Genomic DNA, 19,663 nt, shown 5'->3' on the forward strand with positions numbered 1-19,663 from the left:
GGGATCCCCGGCTTTTTTGATGTTGAAAGTTTCAATTTTTGCTGTTTTTTCCGGTTGACCGCAGCAAGCGCCATTCAGGTCAAAAAAGCCTCAAGCAAGCGCGCAACTTCGGTGGGCTGGTCGTGGTGGAGCATGTGGTCGGCCTGATCGATCCATTCTTCACGAACATTGGCAAAGCAAGCGCGGCGGGCCTCCCAGTCGCCGGGACGGGTGGCGTAATCGCGGACAACCCATGATTGCCGTCCGGCTACCCAGAGTACCGGGCAGGTGATCTGCCGCCAGATTGCCATCGACTCTTCAAGGCGGAACAGATAGGGCGAAGGTGCCTTGTGCCACGGGTCGCCGTTCCAGATGATGCCATGACGGCGGTCGCCGCCGCGGGTGTCGCCATCGCCGACGCGGGCCAGATGCTTGGCGAGGAACTCGGCGCGCTCCGGTGTCAGGAACCGGTCCATGTGCAGCAGGCGACGAGCGAAGGCGGCACGGTCCTTGTAGGCATGCATGCGCGGCGGCTTTTTCAACGCGCCCATCCATTGCTGGTAACGTTCAGGCGCCATGTCCGGCGTCGTTGGCGCAATGCCGAAGCCTTCCAGCGTCACCACGCTGTCGACGCGCTCGGGGCGAATGCCGGCATAGAGGCAGGCTAGAATGCCGCCCATGCTGTGGCCGACCAGCCTGACCTGACCTTGCGGCGCATAGCGATCCAGGATGGCGTCGAGATCGCCCAGGTGTTCGGCAAAAAAATAGGGCCGGCTCAGCCATTCCGAACCGCCGAAGCCCCGCCAGTCGGGGGCGATGATGTTCCATTCCTGCGCTAATTCATCAACCACAAACTGGAATGACGCGGAAACGTCCATCCAGCCATGCAGCAGGAACAGCGTCGGCGCCTGCGGGTTGCCCCAGCGCCGGATGTGCAGGCGAACGTCCGATAGATCGAGATACTCCGCGCGCGAAGGCTGCATCGGCGGTCAGGCCAGCAGCTTTTTCAACGCCGCCTCCAGGCGTTCCGGCGTGAACGGCTTGGACATCCAGCCACTGGCGCCGGCCGCGCGGAAAGCCGCTTTCATTTCATCAGAAGTCTCAGTGGTCAGAACCAGAATGGGGACGTTCTGATTCAACGTGCCTTCGCGAATCGCCTTGACCATGCCCAGACCATCCAGACCAGGCATGTTCTGGTCGGAGATGACGAGGTCGATCCTGGCTTGTTTGACTTGTTCAAGGCCGGCTCGACCGCCGGCTGCCTCGAGAATTTGGTAGCCCATCGGTTGGAGTGTAGCTCTCAGCATATTGCGGATGCTGGTGGAGTCATCGACGATCAGGATGGTGGTCATGGCGAAGCTGCCTTGGCAGTTGAGTTACCGGGATTGTGCCACGCGTTTTCGGGATCTGCCGCAATTGTTCGGCGCGCTGTGCAGACGGACAGTGGCTCAGGTCTGAGCCACTGAATTGACGATCAGCGGAGCGGCTTCCCTGAGGGCGAAGGGCTGGTCACGGCTTTTTGAGCGGGTGGAGCACTCTCGGTCAGTTTCATCAGGATGTCGGCGTACCAGGCACCGTTCAGTCCCAGTGCCTCGTCCTCGATCAAATCGCGGTCGCCCACATCGAATCGGGACGAATGAATGCCGAGCAGCATCCATGGCAGATCGCCGTGTGCCGGCAGCGGTTTGGCAATGCGCATGACGACGGGGGCGCCGCTGCTGCCACGATGGGTGCGGGCATCGGTCAGAAAGAAAGCTTCCCCCTGAAAGCGCAGGCCAAATGACGATGCAATGATTGCATGGCGAGCCACCGGGGTGTGATGAAGGGCGTCATGGAAGCCGAGAGGGAAGCCGACAATCAGCAACGATGAGCCAACTTCAACCAGATCAAGACTGCTCAACAGGTGTTGCGGACTAAAGGCACGATAGACCGCAGTTTTGGGGAGGGCGCTGCGGTTAAGCTCGATTACCGCAACGTCAATCTCACCGACGGCGTCCAGTCCGGTACGCCAGAGACTCTTTCCTTCGTGGTAAAGCGGGATAGAGAAACCGGTGGATTCCGCAATGTTGTCCACATTGGTGTGCAATTCGATTTCAATCCGGGTCGGGAAGTGTTCTTCCTTCTTTCCGAACAGCACATGGCGGCTCGTCACCAGGAACAGGCGATCTTCGCGCTCGAAGAAGAAGCCGCTTGCATTGGTCAGCAGCACTTTTTCATTGAACGTGGAGATGCGTGCGGCAGACAGCAGAATCGGTTCGATCATGATGGATGGCGAGTGGCGTCGCAGGAAACAGTGAGATGGACAGTATAGGCGCATCGTAGGCCGGGCTCGGTGCGTAACTGCACATAGCCGCGGCGATTTGCATAACGTTTGTCAGGGGAGTTTTACCAGGTTCCGGTTTGTGTGAGCAGGTGGCGTGTGGCTTTAGGCAAGGCGGTACGGCGGCTGGTGCTTCAACTCGCCTTGCCGCCGATCCCGATGCTGGGTTCCCAGATGGTTGTCCGGTTCCGGCCATTTGCTTTCGATGCATAGAGCGCGCTGTCGGCTTGTTCTATCAGATGCTCGACCGTGCCGGCACCATCGGCAAGTGATGCGATGCCGAAACTTGAGGTGATCTGGTGAACCTCGATGCTACGGACCGCGGAATTTCCATGGTTTTCCAGCGCAATTCGAATGCGTTCAGCAATGTTGAAGGCAGTTTCGGTATTTACGTCGAACAGAACGATGCAGAACTCTTCACCGCCATAGCGACAGAGCAGGTCCTCCTGGCGGAGCTGGCGTTCGATATTGGTCGCGACAGTGCGGATAACCTGATCGCCGACTGCATGACCATAGAGATCGTTGAAGTTCTTGAAATGGTCGATGTCCGTCATGATGCAGCACAGGTTGTCGTTGTTGCGTAGTGCTGAACTGAATTTGGGGGCCAGCTGTTCGAAGAAGGCGCGCCGGTTGAAGCACGCGGTCAGGGGGTCGCGCGAGGCGAGGTGTTGCAGCTTTTCGTTCTGGGCCTTGATTCGGGCGCGTGACTGGCCGATTTCAGCGATCGCGTTTCGTAATTGTTCGTTGCTTCTTTCGAGTTCGCTCTGGTCGGTGAGGCTGACCAGACAGCCGCGCATTGTGCCGTTGTCGTCGCGAACGAGCGAGCAACTGACGGAAAGATCGATGGTAGTAGCAGCATCGTTGATGGCGCGCATATGAATATCGGTCACCGCAACCTGTTCTCGTAACGCCCGTTCCCATGGCGCACCCAGCGGCCCCATGCTGATCGTCGCATTTTTTAGCCAGGCTATTTCGGAAATGCCCATCCCGATAGTGATCTTCTTCGTACTGCCGTTCATGCGCTGAAAGGCCGCATTGGCGAGCAGAATGCGCCCGTCGGTATCGAGTACGAGCAAGGCATCGGCCAAGGTGTCGAAGGCCTTATGTACGCGCTCCGGAACAGCGGCAGACGGATCCAGATAGTGCATGGCACGGCGCAGGTAGGCGTAATAAATCAGAAATCCACCCACACTCATCAGCATGATCATCATGCTCATCGGTTGGCGGATCATGTCGAGCAATCCGGGTTTGGCCGTCGGGTTGAAACTGATTTCGAGCTGCCCCCATTGGGCCTGATTGGCGTAGATGGGTACGCTGACTTGCTCCAGTGATGAGCGTGCGCTGTTGCGCAATTGCCAGTGCGTGTTGTGGTCGCCTCGTTCAATTAGCAGGCTGCCATCACTGCGGCGCACAGCCAGGGAGCGCATGTCGGGATTGGCGGCAAGTATGCGGTTGAGCGTCTTGCCGAGAGCGGGCTGATTATCCTGTTCGATCAGGACTATCGATTGTGTTGCGACCGTTTCCGTCAGCCGTTTCCGTAAATGCTGAACAATCAGCGCGTCGTTTGCGCCAAGGCCAAACAGGAAGTCGCCAATCATCAGCAAGCTCAGCGAGAGCGCTGCCAGACCGAGACTGAGTCGGGCAATCGGTCCGAAACGGAAGGCTTTGCGACTCATGTTCGGTCTTCCGGCGAAGCATTCTTTTTCGTGCTTGCCCCAGAGGCCTGGTCATCGAGAATCATCGTGATATCGATGCCGCGCCATACCGGCAGCGAGGCCGCAAGGCTGGCGAGAAGACCACCGGCCCGTAGCGTCCACCAGACCACTCCCACCGACAGCGTCACACCTGCGGCCTTCGCAGGCGTGATATCCAGCAACCATTGCATGCCCCCGGCATCATCACCAAACGTGCCCGGCTGGAATTCAACGCTACCGTCGTCTGATCGGGATGCGTTGCCAATGGTGCGGAATATCGGCTTCCACAAATACTCAAGGCTGGCCTCATCGATGTTCCACAATTCCGGATTTTCGCGACTGGCGGCGAGTCGGCTTGGGGGGGGTTCAATTGCCGCGGCAACATGGCTGATGCTCTTGACGTTGGTGGTGGCGGCCACCTTATCGCTGCCATTGCTGCTTGTGTTGGCAGGGTCGGCACGTCCCAGAACGATCTGTGAGGAAGGCGGGCCAGACTTGCTGCCGTCGTTGCCAGAGCCGGGCTGCTGCGTGCCGGTGTCGCCTGGCGTTGTATCGCCGGCGCCGGTGGTGTCGGTGGGTGGTTGCGGTGGCGGGATGATGATGCCTGCGCCGGCGGGGCTGACGCTGAGCGCCACGCTGTAGACGCCCGTGCCGCCCTGCCCATCGCTCACCGAGTAGGTAAGTTGTCGGGACCGTTGTAATTGGCCGTGGGCTGATAGCTGAACTGGCCATTTGACAGAACGCTCACCGTGCCATGGCCGGCAGGATTGAGCAGCCCGTAGCTGATCGGGTCCCCGTCGACGTCAGTGGCAGCCGGCAGGGTTGCAGTCAGCAAGGTGTTTGCTTCGGTGCTGGCGGCAAAATTGGCCGCGATCGGGGCGTCATTGACCGGCGCTAGCGTTATATCGATACGGTAATTCTGGCTGCCGCCCTGGTTGTCGGAAACGCTGAAAATAAAGCTGTCGTTGCCGTTGAAATTCTGGGCCGGGAGATAGTTGTAGCTACCGTCGGTATTGATGGTCACGCTGCCATGGCTGGCGGCGCCAGCCAGCGCGTAGATGATCGGGTCGCCTTCGATGTCGGTGGCAGCGGGTAGCAGACCGCTACCCGGTGTATCTTCTGTCAGGTTCAACATGGCGTTGGCAGATGTCGGCGCATCGTTGACCGGCGTCAGGTCGAGGCTGGCGGTAGTGGCCGTTGATTTTGGATCGGCAGCACCGTTGCTCGTCCCGTTGTCCGTAATGATGTAGCTGAAACTGACGGCCGTGTCGTCATTGGCGGCCGGGGTGTAAGTCCATGTGCCGTCACCGTTGTCGACCAAGCTGCCATTGCCGGCGCTAATCAGCAGGTTGCTGGCAGTCAGTGGGTCGCCGTCGACATCGGCAGCGTTTGCCAGCAGTGCCGCCTGGGTGATCAGATGGGCGCCACTATCTTCCGCGATGGGCGCCAGGGTAACCGGCGTGGTGGTCGGTGCATCGTTGATTTCTGTCACAGTCAGGCTGGCCGTGTTGGCAGCGGTCGTCGTGCCATCGCTGACGGCAAAGCTGAAAGAGACGTTGCCGTTCCAGTTGCTGGCTGGCGAGAAGGTCCACGTGCCGTCACCGTGGTCGGTCAGCGTGCCGCTACCGCCAACCAGTGCAAGGTTGATGGCCGTCAGGGCGTCGCCATCAACATCGCTGGCGCCGGCCAGAAGATTGGCCTGGGTAATCAGCAGCGCATTGTCCTCGGCCAGGTTGGCCAGCGTAATCGGGCTGACGACCGGCGAGTCGTTCATCGGTGTAACGGTGAGCGTTACGCTGGTCGGCGTGGAATTCAGGGTGCCGTCACTCGCCTGATAGCTGAAGCTGTCACTGCCATTCCAGTTGGCGGTTGGCGCGTAACTGAAACTGCCATCGTTATTCAGCGTCAGCGTGCCATGGCTGGGGCCTGCTACCAGTAGGGCTGTGAGCGCATCACCGTCCGGATCGCTGTCGTTGCTCAGAATATTTCCCACGATAGACGTATCTTCGTTGCCAGTGAAGGTATCTGCGACCAGCGTCGGTGCCTCATTGACATTGGTGACGGTCACCGAGAGGGCCTGGGTATCGCTCAGGCTGCCGTCGGAGACGGCGACGATGACCTCATAAACCCCATCGCCATTGGCATCCACGGTCGACTCCGAAATTCGGGCTGAAACTGAAAACCAGCACGCCGGAATTGCTATCGATCGTGAAGCGGCCGGCATCGCTGCCGCCGGCGATACTGTAGGTGAGCACCGCGCCGACATCCGGATCGGTCGCGGTGACGGTGGTCACGGCGCTCTGATTCTCGGCGGCATTGACGCTGGCGGTAGCGCCGCCACCGTTCGAGGTGATGACTGGCGCGTCATTCACATTGCTGACGGTCAGCGTAAAACTCTGGCTGGCGGTCAGGGCCCCATCGGACACCTGCAAGACCACACTGTGACTGCCGACCTCGGCATTGCCCGGTGTCCCGGCCAGGGTCGCCGTGCCGTCACCGTGATCGGTCAGGGTCAGCCAGGCCGGCAAGGTCGGGGCCGAGATGGACAACACCGCACCGCTATCCGGATCAGTCGTTGTGATGGTGTAACTGTAAGCCGTATCCTGCGTCCCGGTGGTCAGCGCGGCACTGGTAAAGCTCGGTGTCTCATTGACATCGCTGACCGAGATGAGCAGGGCCTGATCATGGAACAGGCCACCGCCATCGGTCACCCGGACGGTCACGGCATACGACGACTTCGTCTCGAAATCGAGGGTGCCGGCGGTGATCAGCAACTGATCGCTGCTCGCCCCGCCGAGGCTGAAGACCCCGGCGTCGGCGCCGCCGACGATGCTGTAGGTGGTGCTGTCGGCGGCATCCGGATCGCTCGCCGTCAGACTGCCGACGACGGTACCGGCCGAGGTATCGGTGTTCTCGGGCAAGGTGCTGTTCGACAAGGCGACCAGCGTCGGTGCCTCATTGACATTGGTGACGGTCACCGAGAGGGCCTGGGTATCGCTCAGGCTGCCGTCGGAGACGGCGACGATGACCTCATAAACCCCATCGCCATTGGCATCCACGGTCGACTCGAAATTCGGGCTGAAACTGAAAACCAGCACGCCGGAATTGCTATCGATCGTGAAGCGGCCGGCATCGCTGCCGCCGGCGATACTGTAGGTGAGCACCGCGCCGACATCCGGATCGGTCGCGGTGACGGTGGTCACGGCGCTCTGATTCTCGGCGGCATTGACGCTGGCGGTAGCGCCGCCACCGTTCGAGGTGATGACTGGCGCGTCATTGACCGGGGTAACGCTGACATCGACCACATCGGTCGCGCTGGAAAAGGCAGTGGTGCCGCCATTGGTCGAGGTATCGACCTTGGTCCCGGCCGTGCCGCTGGTCTGATCCCAGGCGCGAAGGGTAAGGGCAGAGGTGGAAGATCCGTTGTAATTGGCGGCCGGCGAGAAATACAGGCGGGTACTGGCGTTGTTGGCGAGCAGTAGCGACGAGGTGGCGTTGACTGTGCCGACAGTCGTCCAGTTGGTGCCACCGTTGGTGGTGTAGTACCAGCTGCCATTGGTCTCATTGCTGGCGACCAGGGCAATGCCATTCACGGCACCGCTATCCACATCGCTGATGCCGCCGGTGAAGGCGCTGAGCAGTGAGCCGACTGCCCCGGATGGCACGCCGGCATCCTCAGCGACGGTCAGGGAAAGTGGGGTGTCGGCAAGAATTGGGGCGTCGTTGACGGCGGTGATGGTGATGTTGCGCGTGGCGGCAGCGCTGTTGTCTGTGCCATCGTTGGCGACGAAGGAGACTGTACGGGTGCTGGTGCTCGGGGCCTCGGAGGTGTTGACGTATGTCACGCTGCGCAGAGCAGCCTGGTAGTTCGCCAGTGTGGCGCTGCCGCTGAGCGTCAGTACGCCGGTGCTGCTGTTCCAGCTGCCGGTGATGCCATTCTGATTGCTGAAAGCGAGCGTATCCTGTCCGCTGGCGAATCCGGCGGTGATGCTGACCGTAGCACTGGCCAGGTTCGCGTTGTCCACGTCGCTGACCGTAAAGCCGGGATCGACGGCGGTGGCGACCTGGTTCTCGGTGTAGGCGAGTGCGCTGCCGCTGGTGGTGGTGATTGGCAGATCGTTCACTGCGGTGATGGCGACGGTTGTGCTGCCCGTTACGCTCAGTATTCCTCCCGCACCCTGGCTGCCAGTATTGCCATCGCTGAAGGTCCAGTTGATCTGCGCGCTGGTTGGTGGCGAATCACTACTGTTGCTGTAGGCGATCTGCTGCATTGCCGAGTTCACTAGCGCGTTGGTCGCGTTGGCATTGAAGGCAAGGAGCAAGGTGCCGTTGCTATTGGTAGTGACGGCGCCAATAGTCGTGCCGCCTACTATCAGGCTGCCTCCCTGTGTCAGGGCGCCAAGCGTGCCCGTAGCCGAGAATAGGTCCTGGGCGTTGGTGCCGCCGTTGCGCGTGAGCGTCAGCGTCGCACCATTAAAATTGTTGGCGGCACTGAGTTCCGCGTCGGTGATGGTGACATCGGCATCGAGCACGACCGCCGCAGCATTCTCGGTATAAGTCGGCGTGCCGTTGAGGTTGGAGAAGAACGGTGCATCATTGACCGGGGTGATGCTGACGGCCACCGTATCGGTGTCGGTCATCGTCATGTCGCTGGCGAGGGTGGCGATTTCGATAGCGCTGAGCGCGCGATTGTAAACGCGCGCTTCGTCGATCAGTCCTTGGAAGTTGAAGTTTGGCTGGCCATTCCCGTGGGTGCCGATGAAGGTTGTGGTGCCCTGCGTGTAGCTGATCGAATCGGCCGTGCTGATCTGGGCGACCAGGGTGCCGTCGAGATACAAGGCCGTCGCATTGGCTGTGTCATTGAAGCTAAATGCTACATGGTGCCAGCCAGTGCCGGCCAGGACGGTATTGTAGGAGGTGCCAACCCAGGTGATGCCGTTGTAATACCCGCCGATCATGGCTCCGCCAGCATCGAGGCGCAGCAAAACATTGTCACCCAGAGAGATGACTTCGGCACCGGACGTATCGGCAGCGGTCAAGTTAACCCAGGCAGCAATGGTCACGTTGGCTGGTGCGCCGAAAGTGCCGGTAATCTGCAGGTTGCTGTTGGCGGTGCCGTCCAGTGACACAACCTTGCCGCGCGTCCCGTCTACGACGCTCGTGGCTCCGACCACAGCGGCCATGTTGCCGGCTGCCGGACTGCTGTCATTGCCCAGGAAGGCGCTGTCGAAGGTGTAATGGCCGAGGAGGCTGGTGTCAATGTCCAGACTCAATAGTACGGCGTCCTTGGTTGCCAGAGTTAGCGTGGCGTTGCCGTTGTAGTTGGCGGTCGGGCTGTAGCTCAGGCCATTGAGCGCGGTATTGATCGCGCTGGCGGTGCCGCGGAAGGTCATTGTCGCGTCGCTGCTGCCATCGCCGCTGACAAATGTCAGTCCGCCGGTGCTGGCCAGAGTCAGTGTGCCGTTGGTGACGCTGAGCGTAACTTGATTGTTTACTCCGCCGGCGTCTATATCCGTGATTGAGATCGCATTGCCGTTGGCAGAGGAAAATACCGTGGCGGTGTCCTCGTTGGTGCTTTGAGCACCCGGCACGCTGTTGACTGGTGGATCGTTAACCGCAGTCACGCTGACATCGACGACATCGGTGGCGCTGGAAAAGGCGGAGGAGCCGCCATTGGTCGAAGTCGTCACCTTGGTCCCGGCCGTGCCGCTGGTCTGATCCCAGGCGCGAAGAGTAAGGGCCGAAGAGGAAGAACCGTTGTAGTTGGCGGCCGGCGAGAAATACAGGCGCGTACTGGCGTTGTTGGCGAGCAGTAGCGACGAGGTGGCGTTGACTGTGCCGACAGTCGTCCAGTTGGTGCCACCGTTGGTGGTGTAGTACCAGCTGCCATTGGTCTCATTGCTGGCGACCAGGGCAATGCCATTCACGGCACCGCTATCCACATCGCTGATGCCGCCGGTGAAGGCGCTGAGCAGTGAGACGACTGCCCCGGATGGCACGCCGGCATCCTCAGCGACGGTCAGGGAAAGTGCGGTGTCGGCGAGAATTGGGGCGTCGTTGACGGCAGTGACATTGAAGGTAAAGGTGTTGGGTGTCGGATCGAGATCGACACCGCCATTGCTGGTGCCGCCGTCGTCCTGAACCTGGAAGGTGAAACTGGCATAGGCAGCGCCATTCGCATTCGCGACCGGCATGAAAACCAGCTTGCTGGCCGCGATGTCGGCGGCGGTGATCGTCTGGCCTGCGGTCACTGCCGCGCCGGATAGCGTCAGGCTGCCTGCCGTTGGCAGGGTCGAGATCTTTACAGCGAGAAGATTGTTGGCCGGACTGTCGCTAGGGTCTGAGAAGCCAAAATCTGCGGTGCTGAATATGTGGCTCGCATCCTCCAGAATCGTTTGCGTTTTGTTGGTGCCGCTTGGCGCGTTATTTGGCGCAACCGCAGTGACATTCTGCGCGAATTCGGAGGTGTCAGTAAAAGTTGTATAGCTGGCGTTGGCCTTGGTTGCAGTGGCGGAGACGTACTGGCCTGCCGCGACCGAGACCGATAATGTAGTATTGAACGTTGCGTTGCCGCTGCCGTTGGTGTTTACATTGGCGTAACCGAGATAGGTCCGACCTTCGCCGTATCCGGTGCCATCCGCCGACGAATTTGAGAAAAACTCGATGCGGTAGTAACCGGAGGCAGTGCTGTTGAGTGAGCCGGCAATGACAATCGTGCTGCCATTTGTCGTCGCGCCAATTAGCGCCGGGAAGTTCTGCAGGTTGTTGGCGCCGCTATCTGCGTCGCCAGCATCGTTGGTCGTGACCCCATTATTGCCGAGGTCTATCCCCAAACCCGTATTGCCGTAGATCGAATTCGTGAGAATCTGGATGTTGCCCGGATCCGCCAAGACCGCAACACCCGCGCCCGTGTTGCCGGCGATGGTGTTGCCCTGGCTTGCGCCGGTGCCGCCAATAAGTACGTTGCTCGAACCGCCCGCCTCGAAGATGCCGGCGGTGGATGCTCCGCCGCCATTACCCAAGGTGACCGTCCCCGTGGCGTCCAGACCGATGATGTTGCCCTGGATCGTGGCACCGTTGGCATACAGATAGATGCCACCTCTGGAAGCGCTCCAACTGGTGTTGGTGTTGCCAGAGATCACGTTGTTCAGGATGCTGGTGTTGGAAGCGGCATAGTCGATTACCACGCCGAAACCACCGTTTGACACCGCTGCCGTACCAGCCGCATTGGTGCCCAGGTAATTGCCCTGGATAATGTTGTTGGTGGTGGCGCCAGCTTGGGCTGAGACGATCACCCCGTACTGCGTATTGCCCGAGATGACGTTGCGAGCAGCAGCGGTAGCACCGCCAATGGTATTGCCTGAGGCGCCGGTATCAATCATTACGCCGGTTTCGCCATTGGCGATGGCGGCGGTGCCGGCAGCGTTGACGCCGATGTAGTTGCCGGCGACGGTGTTGCCGGTGGCTGATGCGCTGGTGATTTCGACGCCGGAAAGACCATTGCCGGAGATGATATTGCGCGAACCGGCGCTGGTGCCGCCCACGGTATTGTTTGCCGAGGCGAGAGCAATACCCAGCCCGGAATTGGCAATGGCTCCGGTGCCGGTCGCGTTGGTGCCGATGTAGTTGCCGAGGATGAGGTTGCCGGTGGCCCCCGCGCCACTGACGTTGATACCGTCGAAGCTGTTGCCGGAGATGATGTTTCGGCTGGCGGCGGTGGTCCCGCCGATCGTATTGTTGGCGGAACTGGCGATGACGATACCGAAACGGTTGGCAGCGGCTGCCGTACCGGCGGCATTGGTGCCGATATAGTTGCCCTCGATAAGGTTACCGCCACCGGTGATCATATAGATGCCGTAGTGGCCGAAATTTTCAATTACCAAGCCGCGCACGGTGCTGCCACCTACGGTAATGCTCAGACCATCCGCCGAATTCGGGGCATTGATGCCATTGATGACGATCAGCGGTGTGCCGGCATAGCCCGGCTGAGTCCAGCCGTCGATCACGACTGCATTGGTGATGCCGGGCAGGGCCGTTGCGCCGAGCGTGATCGTCTGCACGCCGCCACCTGCGATATTGAAGGCGATGACATCCGCCCCGCCCGAGCCATTGGCGGTATTGTTTGCCGCAGTGATTGCTTCGCGCAGACTGATCTTTCCGTCGGCGCCCTTGTTGGCCATGAGGCTGGCAATACTGGTGACCGTGCCGTCGACCGTATCGCTCGCTGTGTCGACGTAAAGCGTGTTGATCGTGTCGTTGTCAGTATTGCTCAGACTGATGTCGCTGGCATTTAGCCCGTTGTAGCTTGCGTCGGCGCTGCTCGCTGCAGCGGTGATGACACTGTAGGCGATGTTGCCATCGATAAAACTGTCATCGACACCGGTCACGGTGACTGTTTGCGGTGTGCTCCAATTGGCTGTCGTGAAGGTCAGGCTGCTGGTTGACAGCGTACCTTCGCTGCTGTCGGAGGAGCTCAGGGCAATCGTGACATTCGCCGTTGGGGCCTTGTCGAGAACCACGTTAAAGGTGGCCGTGCCGCCGGCTTCGGTCGTGGTCAGTCCACTGGTGGGGGTGACGGTGATGCCAGCTGCAGTCTTCATTGACACCGCAGCGATTTCCCATTGCACTGATCCACTCAGATTGCTGCTCATCACGACGCTGGCGGCGCCTGCTTCAAGAGTGGCGCCGCCACCCATCGTGCTGTTGGTTTGCGACCAGTATGAAGTTTGCCCTGCACCGGGGGTAGCACTGGTGGCTGGACTGTTTCTCCAATACAAAACGTCTATGACCTGTTCACCGGCGGCACTGGATGCAGTCACTGAAGCGGTGGTGCCGGTCCCCGTTGCGCTGACGAAGGTGCCGAATGCAGTGCCTATGGTCTGGGCAACGCCATTGAACGTGCTTGCACCGCCAGCAGCGGCGGTTGTCCCTGAAAATGACGCCACCACATTGGCCGTTCCGACAGTGGGGTTGATCAGCGCCCAGAGTTCGACCGCATGATTGCCCGTGCCGCGACCGATCTGGGTAAGGGCGACACCGCCGTAGGTAACCGAGGAAGCCGGTGCGCCCAGTCCGTCGAGGGCGAGCTCGACAACCAGTACCCGGTTGCTGCCGGCGCTGACAGTGTGGGACCAGGTGAGGCTGGTGGCGCCGGTTGTCTGGGTGGATGTGACGGTGCCATTGCTGGTGATGGCCAGCGTGCCAGCCCACTGGGTTGGTTCGGTAGTGCCAGCAACGCTCTGTGTTTCGATGCTGCCAAATTTGTATTCGAACTGCCAGTTGCCGCCTTGCGCGGCATTGCCGGTCTTGTCCGAACTCGCGGCAACGTCAGCGCCGGTCAGTGCGCCCAGGCGGGCGACGAAGGCTTGTCCGTCAGCCGTGCTGGCAACATCGCAACCGTAGAGCAGGAGGTCGGCATTGCCATTGAGGGCCGTTTGCCAACCCTGGATTTGAGCGGCGCGAGTAGTCAGCATCGCACCGTCTAGCTGAGTCGTGCCCAGCTGCAGCGTGCCGGCGCTGCCGTGCGAGATGATGTGGATGGCGTCGAGGTCATCGCGGCTGGCCAGTGCTGCGCTAATCTGGTCGATACCGTCGCGGCTGGCATCGATCAGTACGACATCGAGTTTGTTTTTTCCGGCGGCAGCTTCGATATCGCTGACCAGGGTTTCCCAGTGGTCGACACTGGTGTCGACGAATACGATTCCGCGCCGAGCGGCCTCGATCTGGCTGCTTTCCGCCAGATTGCTGAGGTTTGCGTTGTTCGTCGGTGCAATCTGGCGAACCTCGGCGGTGTCGAGCAGATGGGCGCCGGTCAGGGTGGCGAGGTCAGCCGAGAAGAGAATGCGCGGTTCCAGTTCCTCGACAACCGGCCGGTGGCGCCGACTCATGCTGAGGCCCGTTTCTGCTGGTCAGCCCGGCGCTCGCCGTTGATCAGGGCGAGCGGCTTTGAGGCGCGTCGCTCTCCATCGCTCACAGCAGGGTGCGCTCCTGAACAATCAGCCAGCGTCCGGCTTGCTTGCGCCAGAGCAGTGCCTTGTGGACGGTTTCGGTGAAATCTCCGGCCTGGTAGTGCTGCTCGAAGGTGGTCTTAACCTCGTTGGGCGTCGGGCTCGTGGTTTGGAGTTGCTCGATGCTCAGCGTGATCGGCTCGGGCCGTGCCAGGCGCTGCTGCCGTTCTTCGGCCCATACTTCCCGGCTGGGGTGGTGCGTTGGTTGGAAGTTGCCGGCATAAAAGGCGAGATAGCGCTCGACCTGTTTACTCGCCCAGGCTTTGCGCCATTGTTCGACCAGTTCACTGACGGCTTCGCCCGGCGACTTGCTGGTGGCCTTGGCGAGAGGTTTGCTGGCTGGCGGCGCCGATTTGAGCGCCGGCTTGGGGCTTGTATCGCTGGCCTTGGGCGGTGCAACAGCCGGGACGGAAATTTCCGGTTTTGGCTCTTTTTTCGGGTTGACCGCAGCAATGGCTGGCGAGGCTGCTGTCAGTGGTGGATTCGTCGCGCTGGCACTGATTTTTGCGAAATCAGCCTTGCAGCGCAGGCCGGCGGGTAGTGTGTGCGTCGGGTTGTCGAGGCGGAGCAGGGTGCGGAAGGTGTTGCTGGCCGGATCGATGACCTTGTCGACACGGGTGACCTGGGCGCGGACAGTGCCAGCCCCCGGCAGTTCGGGCTGAATGGAGGCGCTGTCGCCGGGTGCGATCTGGCCGTAGAGGCTGATGGGAACGACCACCTGAACACGCAGCGGGTCAATTTGTGCCACGCGCAGGATTGCTTTTTCCTCGACGCGTTCGCCCGGGGCCAGGTAGCGTTCGGTGACGACGCCGTCAAAGGGGCTGATGATCGAGCGCTGACTCAGCAGAGCGCGCGAGTAGTCCACTTCATTGCTGGCGACGCGGCGGTTTTCACGCGCTTGTTCCAATTTCTGGCGAGTAACTTCGGCATCGGCGCGGCTTTGGTCCAGGGCGTTGTGCGAAATGAAGTTCCGCTTGAACAGGTCTTCGTTGCGCGCCAGTTGCTGGGCAGAAAATCGGGCGGCGGCTTCGGCGGCGTGAACCTCGCCCTCCGCTTCTTGCCGCGCCTTGGCCAGAGCGACGGCTGCGCGCTCGGATTGCGCTTTGAGGACGGCCAGAACCTGGCCTTTCTTGACCATGTCGCCACGTTCGACGGGAATGGATTCGATAATGCCCACGACCTGACTGCCGATATCAGCCGTCCGCTCGGCCTCAATCAGGCAGCCCAGCGGCTGCGCCGCGTGGGCGCTGCCGACAACCAAGGCGACAAGACCGAAAAGCTGCAGCGCTCGGCGACGCAGGTGGTCTGGTGGCGAAATCATGTGGTGAGTTTCATTTTGCTTGAGGTGACAGACACAATTTTCAACGCGCCGGGTTATGTAGGCTGTCGAATATTTCCGAATTGAGACATATTTTACATTTTAAGTACACGCAAGCTGGGCGTCGTCTTAATTACGGCAAAAACGCCGCAGTCTTGAGTTTGCATGTCCATAGCAGGGTGAATCCTTAGCGTTCATTCTTGAGTCGCCGAAAAAGCCAGTTGTCGATTTTGCTGTTTTATCTGCGCTAGCAGCCGTCGGCGCAACAGGGCGTCGTGACTTTCCCGCGCTCGTTGTGGCCAGGCAAAGAGCGCGGCCAGCAGGCGCGGTGAGTTGATCGGGCAGCGTCTGGCCAGCCAACGACGCAATCCGGCGGGCAGGGTGCTGCGCAACAGGTGGCTGTCGAGTGACAGCCAGGTTTCAACGCTGCCCGGATCGCCCTGCCGGGCGCATCGCCCGATCAGTTGCCGGTCGATGCGGCGAGCATCGTTGAGCTGGCAGTTGATGATGTGCAGGCCGCCACGTTCGGCTACTTCGGGCGCTAACAGAATATCAGTGCCGCGACCGGCCATGTTGGTTGCCACCGTGACCCGTCCGGCTTGGCCAGCGTGGGCGACGATGGCGGCCTCCTCGCTGTCGTTGCGGGCATTGAGCAGCAAGTGGGCAATGCCGGCTGCCTGCAAGTGCCGGGCGAGCGCTTCGGAGTCGAGGACAGATTCCGTGCCGATCAGCACCGGGCGCCCGGCGTCGATCATTTCCCGGATGCGGACGCAAACCGCTGGCCACAGGCTGGCGTGATCGGTAAACAGGCGCGGCGGCAGGGTCACGCGGGCCGATGGTCGGCGCAGCGGAACACGGCAAACGGCCAACCCGTAGGTGGCGAACAGCTCGTCCCGTGCCTCGTGCAGGGTGCCGCTCAATCCACCGAGGCGAACGTAACGCGGGAAGAAGCGTTGAAAACTGGTGGCGGTCAGCGGTGCCGCCGGCAAAGTGGGCGTGCAGCCCTCTTTCAATTCGACCAGTTGGTGCAGGCCTTGTGACCAGGCGCGGCCCGGCGCCGTGCGTCCGGTGTTGAGGTCGATGATGTGCACGGCATTGTCGGCGACCAGGTAGTCACGATCGCGCTGCAGGGCATGCAGCGCGACGAGGGCGATGGTGACCATCGCCTCGCGATGCGTGCGGTTGTGCCAAGGCCGGCTCAGCCAGCCGGTGCCTTTTTCAATACGCTTTTTTCCTTGCGCCGTCAGCAAGGCATGCTCTGCCCGGGCGTCCAGTATGAAGTCCTCACCGCTCTTTAGGCCGCGGGCGAGGGCCAGTGATTCTTTGAAAAAAGCGTCTTTTTCCGGGTTGACCGCAGCATCCGACAAAATCAGTGGCACGCGGGCTTCATCGATCAGGATGCTGTCGGCTTCGTCGATGATGCCCAGACAGAAGCCGCGCAGGGTAGTCGGCCGCGCTTTGCCGAGCAGGCGGTCGGTGTGCCAGCGCAGGCCCTCGGCACCCGGCACCATGCGGTCACGCAGACTGTCAAAAACCAGCTCCTTGGCCGTCGCATACACGATGTCGGCGGCGTAGGCGATGCTTCGCTCGGCGGGCGTAGCCGCCTCGGTGATGTAGGCGACTGACAGCCCGAGCATCGCGTAAAGCGGGCTGAGCGCTTCGGCATCGCGGTGGACGAGGTAATCGTTGACCGTCATGACATGGACCGGCATGCCGGCCAGCGCACCGCAGGCCGCCGCCAGCGCGACTGTCAGGGTTTTCCCTTCGCCGGTGGCCATTTCCGCCAGGCTGCCGTCGAGCACGATGCGGGCACCGATCAGTTGCACATCAAAAGGTCGTCGTCCGAGGCATCGCTGGCTGCATTCGCCGAGGATGGCGAAGGCCTCGGCAAGTAGCGTTTCCGGTAGCGCGGAGTTGCGCAAACGTTGGCGGATGCGGCGTATGCGTTCAGTCAGCGCTGCATCGTCAAGTGACTGAAGTGGCGCTTCAAACTGTCGAACCCTGGCCACAAACTGCGGAAAGGCAGCTTCGCTCCGGCGTCGGCTCAAGGGCACGGCAAGTTGTTGCAGCCAGCGCTCAAGGCGAGGCAGCTCGGACCATGGGCGACGATTTTCCGGGTATGGCCCCCAGACCGGTCCGGGGACTGGCAAGGGGAGAGATTTCATCATCGAGACGTGCTTGGGCTGGCTGGCATCATCGGTGGCGCGCCACTGAACTGCTTGAGGAAAACCTGCGCGATCCGACGATAAAGCTGCGTGGCCAGCGGCGCATAGCCGTGGTCGAAGCGCACCCAGGCTCGTTCGCCGACATGCTTCAGCTCATCGTCGGCCAGTTTCAAGTCGACCAGAAAGACAGATTCTTGCAAACGCCGGCCATTTTCGTCACGTGGATCAGTCAGGTAAGGTCCGCCGCCACGGTCGCCGAGTGCCGCGCTGGGCAATTCGCGGCTGGCGGCCGGGGTGTCGGCCTGAACGCTTGCCGCCAACGGCCGGCCGGGCATTTCAGGCAGGCGTACCTCGGCCGATCGGGTGTGCTGCTGAACGAGGGAAATATCCTTCTCCGGCACGGCCGCGCGAATCACTGCCAAGCCATCGGCCAGCACATAGCCCATGGGCTCGCCATTGCGAATGAAACGGCCGGGCAGGTCGGTCTGTCGGGGCATCACCAGGCGGCCATCGACCCGGGCGCGGATCTCGAGGTCGCCGAGTTTGGCTTGGGCGCGGGCCAGTTCGGCTTCGGTCTTCTCGATGACTTCGGCCTGATTCTGGGCACCCTCGGGATCCCTGAGAAGCAGGCGGTAACGTTCGGCTTGCAAGCCGATCAGGCGGCTTTCAAGTTTTTCCTGTTGTACCTGTAGCTCGGGATTCTCGAGGCGGACAATCAGCTCGCCAATGTGGACCTGGCTACCATCCTTGACCGGCAACTCACTGACGAAGCCATCCACCTCGGGGCGAATCTGCGCCTTGTCCGGCAACCAGACGATACCGGGAGCAACAGTGCTGTAGGGCAGCGGCAGTGCAAAGATCAGCAAGGCCGGAACCGCCAGCAAAACGGCCAGCCGGCGGCGCGTGCGCGCCATTTCGTTGCCTGGCGTTGCACTGGCCAGCGATTGGGTGAAGCCACGCCAAAGCGGCAGGGCGATCATGGTTGCGGCGAAGTAGATGGCGGCCACGCCGGCGGCGAAGAGCCAGAGCCCGGCCAGCCAGAACAGAATGGTCAGCGTGATCAGCAGCCGGTACGCCAGGGAAAGCGGCGCGTAGGCCAGCAGCCATTTACGTTCGCCGTGGCCCATCTGCGGAGTTTCCGAGGGCAGGCGCAGGAGGTGCCGGTGCAACAGGTGGCGCCAGTAGGCATTGCTGCGTGAGGCAAGGTTGGGCAGGTCGAGGACGTCGCAGAGGACGTAGTAGCCATCAAAGCGGAGCAACGGATTTCCGTTGAAGAGCAGTGTCGACAGGCTGCCGATAAAGAACAGCGCGAAGCCGATGTCGCGCATTGTTTCGCCACTGAGTTGCGACCAGATCAGCAGGCCGATGGCCGCGATGAGCAGTTCGATCATGATGCCGGCAGCGCTGACCAGCGCGCGTTGCTGGCGGCCGAGAAAACCTGATGCGGCCGAGGCGTCGACATAGGGAGCCGGCATCAGGACGAGCAGCGCCACGCCTGCCTCATGCACGTCTCCACCCCAGCGACGTACGGCCAGCCCGTGCCCGGTTTCATGGAGCGCCTTGATGAGGGGAAAGGTCAGCCAGAGCAGGCCGAGATAGGCGGGTGAGTGAAGGCGAGTCGAACCGAACGCAAAAAGTTCGCGCCACTCGCCGGCCGCCGACAAGGCTGCGAACCCGATGAGCAGCAGCCAGAGCCAGAAGGTGACGGGCTGAAACAGCAGTTTGCCCAAGCCGTCCAGACGCGCCAGCAGCGCGTTCGGGTCGCCCAACGGTAGCCGGAAGGCCAGCGGATTGACGAGGCTGCGCAGGCGTCGCTGCCTTGATTCGTCGCGGCGCTGGAAGAGGCTGTCGACATCGGGAATGCGGTCGAATTGAATGAGCTCTGCTTCGTTCAGGCTGACCAGCAGATCGACCACTTCATCCTGCGTCGAGGCGTCATCGGCATGCATCTGAAGCACGCCGTCCCAGACTTGTTGTACGTTGCGCAGGCCGTTGCAGCGGCCGATGAAGTGGTAGGCGGCATCGTTGATCCGGTGATGGCGGCCGCTGGCTTCGTCGGTCAGGACGAACCAGCGCTGGTCGCGCCAGCGCTTGCGCTGGATGCGGACTTGCGGGCGCAGGCGCGGCTTGAGGTCGGCGACTCGATACCAGCGCGCGCTGAACAGCGTCGCGGTCACGTC

10 protein-coding genes are annotated in these 19,663 nt (G+C 61.2%); all 10 read right to left on the bottom strand.

What is annotated here, in order from left to right; translation table 11 throughout:
- Positions 1 to 74 precede the first annotated feature (74 nt).
- A complete protein-coding gene (locus IPJ12_12825; protein MBK7648007.1) occupies positions 75 to 962 on the bottom strand; it encodes an alpha/beta hydrolase in 888 nt (295 codons plus the stop codon).
- Positions 963 to 968: 6 nt separating this feature from the next.
- Entirely contained in the window at positions 969 to 1,331 is a 363-nt protein-coding gene (locus IPJ12_12830; protein ID MBK7648008.1) for a response regulator, read from the bottom strand.
- Positions 1,332 to 1,453: 122 nt separating this feature from the next.
- Complete coding sequence (locus IPJ12_12835) at positions 1,454 to 2,242, bottom strand: trypsin-like peptidase domain-containing protein (protein ID MBK7648009.1); 789 nt, start codon at positions 2,240 to 2,242, stop codon at positions 1,454 to 1,456.
- A 191-nt stretch (positions 2,243 to 2,433) separates the two neighbouring features.
- The gene (locus tag IPJ12_12840) at positions 2,434 to 3,975 is read right to left on the bottom strand and encodes a diguanylate cyclase (GenBank protein MBK7648010.1); all 1,542 of its coding nucleotides are present in this window, start codon (positions 3,973 to 3,975) and stop codon (positions 2,434 to 2,436) included.
- The gene (locus IPJ12_12845) at positions 3,972 to 4,664 is read right to left on the bottom strand and encodes a hypothetical protein (protein MBK7648011.1); all 693 of its coding nucleotides are present in this window, start codon (positions 4,662 to 4,664) and stop codon (positions 3,972 to 3,974) included. Before IPJ12_12845 ends, IPJ12_12840 begins: the two co-directional genes overlap by 4 nt.
- Entirely contained in the window at positions 4,661 to 6,142 is a 1,482-nt protein-coding gene (locus IPJ12_12850) for a tandem-95 repeat protein (GenBank protein MBK7648012.1), read from the bottom strand. Before IPJ12_12850 ends, IPJ12_12845 begins: the two co-directional genes overlap by 4 nt.
- Complete coding sequence (locus IPJ12_12855) at positions 6,114 to 13,880, bottom strand: DUF4347 domain-containing protein (protein MBK7648013.1); 7,767 nt, start codon at positions 13,878 to 13,880, stop codon at positions 6,114 to 6,116. The genes IPJ12_12850 and IPJ12_12855 overlap by 29 nt, the downstream gene beginning before the upstream one ends.
- A gap of 82 nt (positions 13,881 to 13,962) precedes the next feature.
- A complete protein-coding gene (locus IPJ12_12860; GenBank protein ID MBK7648014.1) occupies positions 13,963 to 15,321 on the bottom strand; it encodes an efflux RND transporter periplasmic adaptor subunit in 1,359 nt (452 codons plus the stop codon).
- 191 nt (positions 15,322 to 15,512) lie between these two features.
- Positions 15,513 to 17,486, bottom strand: a complete 1,974-nt coding sequence (locus tag IPJ12_12865) for a prepilin peptidase (GenBank protein MBK7648015.1) — start codon at positions 17,484 to 17,486, stop codon at positions 15,513 to 15,515.
- Positions 17,483 to 19,660 carry an efflux RND transporter periplasmic adaptor subunit gene (locus IPJ12_12870; GenBank protein MBK7648016.1) on the bottom strand — a complete coding sequence of 726 codons (2,178 nt, stop codon included), beginning with the start codon at positions 19,658 to 19,660 and terminating at the stop codon, positions 17,483 to 17,485. The genes IPJ12_12865 and IPJ12_12870 overlap by 4 nt, the downstream gene beginning before the upstream one ends.
- Between the last annotated feature and the right edge of the window lie 3 nt (positions 19,661 to 19,663).

Source organism: Betaproteobacteria bacterium, from assembly GCA_016709965.1.
In the GTDB taxonomy this organism is placed as follows: Bacteria; Pseudomonadota; Gammaproteobacteria; order Burkholderiales; family Rhodocyclaceae; genus Azonexus; species Azonexus amarohabitans.

Coding starts and splice junctions, on each gene's coding strand:
- IPJ12_12855 (MBK7648013.1), bottom strand. CDS start 13,880: ATGAGTCGGCGCCACCGGCCGGTTGTCGAGGAACTGGAACCGCGCATT.
- IPJ12_12835 (MBK7648009.1), bottom strand. CDS start 2,242: ATGATCGAACCGATTCTGCTGTCTGCCGCACGCATCTCCACGTTCAAT.
- IPJ12_12825 (MBK7648007.1), bottom strand. CDS start 962: ATGCAGCCTTCGCGCGCGGAGTATCTCGATCTATCGGACGTTCGCCTG.
- IPJ12_12840 (MBK7648010.1), bottom strand. CDS start 3,975: ATGAGTCGCAAAGCCTTCCGTTTCGGACCGATTGCCCGACTCAGTCTC.
- IPJ12_12860 (MBK7648014.1), bottom strand. CDS start 15,321: ATGATTTCGCCACCAGACCACCTGCGTCGCCGAGCGCTGCAGCTTTTC.
- IPJ12_12865 (MBK7648015.1), bottom strand. CDS start 17,486: ATGATGAAATCTCTCCCCTTGCCAGTCCCCGGACCGGTCTGGGGGCCA.
- IPJ12_12830 (MBK7648008.1), bottom strand. CDS start 1,331: ATGACCACCATCCTGATCGTCGATGACTCCACCAGCATCCGCAATATG.